We start from the raw sequence: 2412 nt of genomic DNA, 5'->3' as shown, positions 1-2412 counted from the left end.
CGAAGAGCTCGCGGCCTTCCTCATCGAAATCTCGTCGCCCGCCGTCCCGTTCAACCTTTCCGAACAAGGTAATCGTCCCGAACGTCTGCCCTTCGAGGTGGAGAGGAACGCATACATACGAAGGGGGCAGGTCTTCGTCACCGATGACATCGACAATAAGGAGCGGTGTTTCGGTAAAGAGCATCTTATCGGAGCACGTATCCTCGATTTCCAGCATGGACCGGAGATGGGGCCGGTGTCTCCTTCCGCACGTCTTGAGGACCTTCGAAGTGAACACGTCATAGTGGAAAATGCGCAGGATAGTGCAGGAAGAGGCGGTATATTCATGGGCAATTTTGAGAATAAAGGGGAGAATCTCCCGAAACGGAATCGGTCGGTGAAGTACCTTGCCCAGTTCATTGAGGGTAATCAGGTGCTGGATGCGCCGATCCGAACGCTCCGAGATTTCAACGGTGAACACCAGCCCCGCAATCTCCAACAGGATGTCCTGGAAGACCCTCTCCGGGGTGGTGTCGGTCAGGGACGTCTTTGTTGACGCAATGGATACGGCTCCCACCACCCTTTTTCCGCACATCAAGGGTAGAGAGAGAACCATCCGGGCGTCGCACGGGAGCGATTCGTCGCAATGGAGCGACCCGACATCGGTAAAGACGCTGTCCTTGCGGAAAACGCAGAGGCCCGCGGCCCCCTCACCGACGGGAATCGAGCAGGACGCAATCTGTTCGGGGCCGTTGCTCGACACCCTCCAGCGCAGGGTGTGGTGGTCGGCGTCGAGAAGATAGATGTCAACGGAATCCAGGTCGAAAGACCTTCCGATAAAGCGGGCGAGGGATTTGAGTCTGGCGGTAGGGGAGAGATTGGTGGAGTTGGCTATCCGAACAGTGGTGCTCAATAGAGTGTATTCGTTCGCGATGACCATGGGCGCGCCATTAAAAGCTCATTTGAGGAACCGTAGCCAGGTGAATGAGTCCCGTCGGGGTTCCTACCTCTTTTCCTTTTTTTCCTGTTCCATCTTGCAGTCGATGCAGTAGGTAGTAACCGGACGCGCCTTGAGACGTGCCTCGCTGATTTCGCAACCGCACATCTCGCAGATGCCGAAGGTGCCGTCGTCTATCTTTCCCAGCGCCTCGCGGATCTTGTTCAGCAGCTTCCGTTCCCTGTCCCGGATACGAAGCTCGAAAGTGCGGTCGGATTCCTGGGTGGCGCGATCATTGGGATCGGGAAAGGTGGTAGTGTCCGCGGTCATTTCCGACACGGTTTTCTCGGCCTCTTCAAGGAGAGACCTCATTTCTTCCTGGAGAACGCTCCGAAAGTATTCCAGCTTTTTGTTGTCCATACCCACTCTCCTGACTCGATAAATCTTTGATATTCTAGGGGAATCGAGTCCTTATGTAAAGGAAAAATTCACACCGTGCCTACCGGGTGTCAAAGAGGTTTTCCAGTGTCTGCTCCACGGATGCAACTCCGATAAGTTCCACACCGTTGGCGCGGACATGCTTCACGCTTCCCGCGGGAAGGATGCACCGCGTATATCCCAGTTTTGCCGCCTCTCTCACGCGGATATCCGGTTGGGTTACGGCGCGGACTTCACCCGCGAGCCCGACTTCTCCGATAACCACGGTGCGCGGCGCAATGCTCCGGTCAAGATGACTCGATGCTACGGCGGCGACAATTCCCAGATCAGCGGCAGGTTCGCCCAGTTTCACCCCCCCAACCACGTTCAGGAAGATATCCTGTCCGGCCATGGTGAGTCCCACCTTTTTTTCCAGCACGGCAACCAGAAGCGCCAGGCGGTTGTGATCAAACCCGATGGTGGTTCGCCTCGGCACGCCATAGGAAGATGATGTGACAAGGGCCTGCAACTCCACGAGGAGAGGGCGGCTTCCCTCCATGGTGGCTGCCACGACGGAGCCGGATACGCCGAGCGGCCGTTCGGAGAGGAAAAGCTCCGATGGGTTCGAGACCTCGCGAAGACCCGTTTCTCCCATCTCGAAGACTCCAATCTCGTTGGTTGACCCGTAGCGGTTCTTGATGGCGCGCAAGATACGGAAGGGATGGCCGGTGTCTCCCTCGAAGTAGAGGACCGTATCAACCATGTGCTCCAGGACGCGGGGACCGGCAATGGAGCCGTCCTTGGTGACGTGACCCACAAGAAAGACAGGCACACCGCTTTGCTTGGCGAGCATCATCAGTTTTCCGGCGCTCTCGCGGACCTGGCTGACGGTGCCCGGCGCCGATTCCAGGGTGGCGGTGAAAACGGTCTGGATTGAATCCACCACGATTACCGTCGGATCCAGTTTCCGGACATTGGCCAGGATTCGTTCAAGGGAGTTTTCCGCCAGGATATAGAGGTCGTCCGCTCCTACCTGGAGGCGTTCACCCCGCATCCTCGTCTGGCGCGCCGACTCCTCT

3 protein-coding genes are annotated in these 2412 nt (G+C 57.3%); all 3 read right to left on the bottom strand.

What is annotated here, in order from left to right; translation table 11 throughout:
- Positions 1-919 (bottom strand): GAF domain-containing protein (locus tag Q1K49_RS14125; RefSeq protein WP_300526615.1); only part of this gene is annotated, 919 nt, incomplete at its 3' end.
- 63 nt (positions 920-982) lie between these two features.
- Positions 983-1336: an RNA polymerase-binding protein DksA gene (gene dksA / locus Q1K49_RS14120; protein ID WP_108102984.1), complete on the bottom strand. Its 354-nt coding sequence runs from the start codon at positions 1334-1336 to the stop codon at positions 983-985.
- Positions 1337-1415: 79 nt separating this feature from the next.
- Positions 1416-2412 (bottom strand): DNA repair protein RadA (radA, locus tag Q1K49_RS14115; RefSeq protein WP_300526614.1); only part of this gene is annotated, 997 nt, incomplete at its 5' end.

This window comes from Aminiphilus sp., from assembly GCF_029975095.1.
In the GTDB taxonomy this organism is placed as follows: domain Bacteria; phylum Synergistota; class Synergistia; order Synergistales; family Aminiphilaceae; genus Aminiphilus.
The sequence above is the reverse complement of the archived record's forward strand: the minus strand, read 5'-3'. Positions and strand labels throughout refer to the sequence as shown.

Excerpts from the sequence above, each read along its gene's own strand:
- dksA (WP_108102984.1), bottom strand. The coding sequence starts at position 1,336 with ATGGACAACAAAAAGCTGGAATACTTTCGGAGCGTTCTCCAGGAAGAA.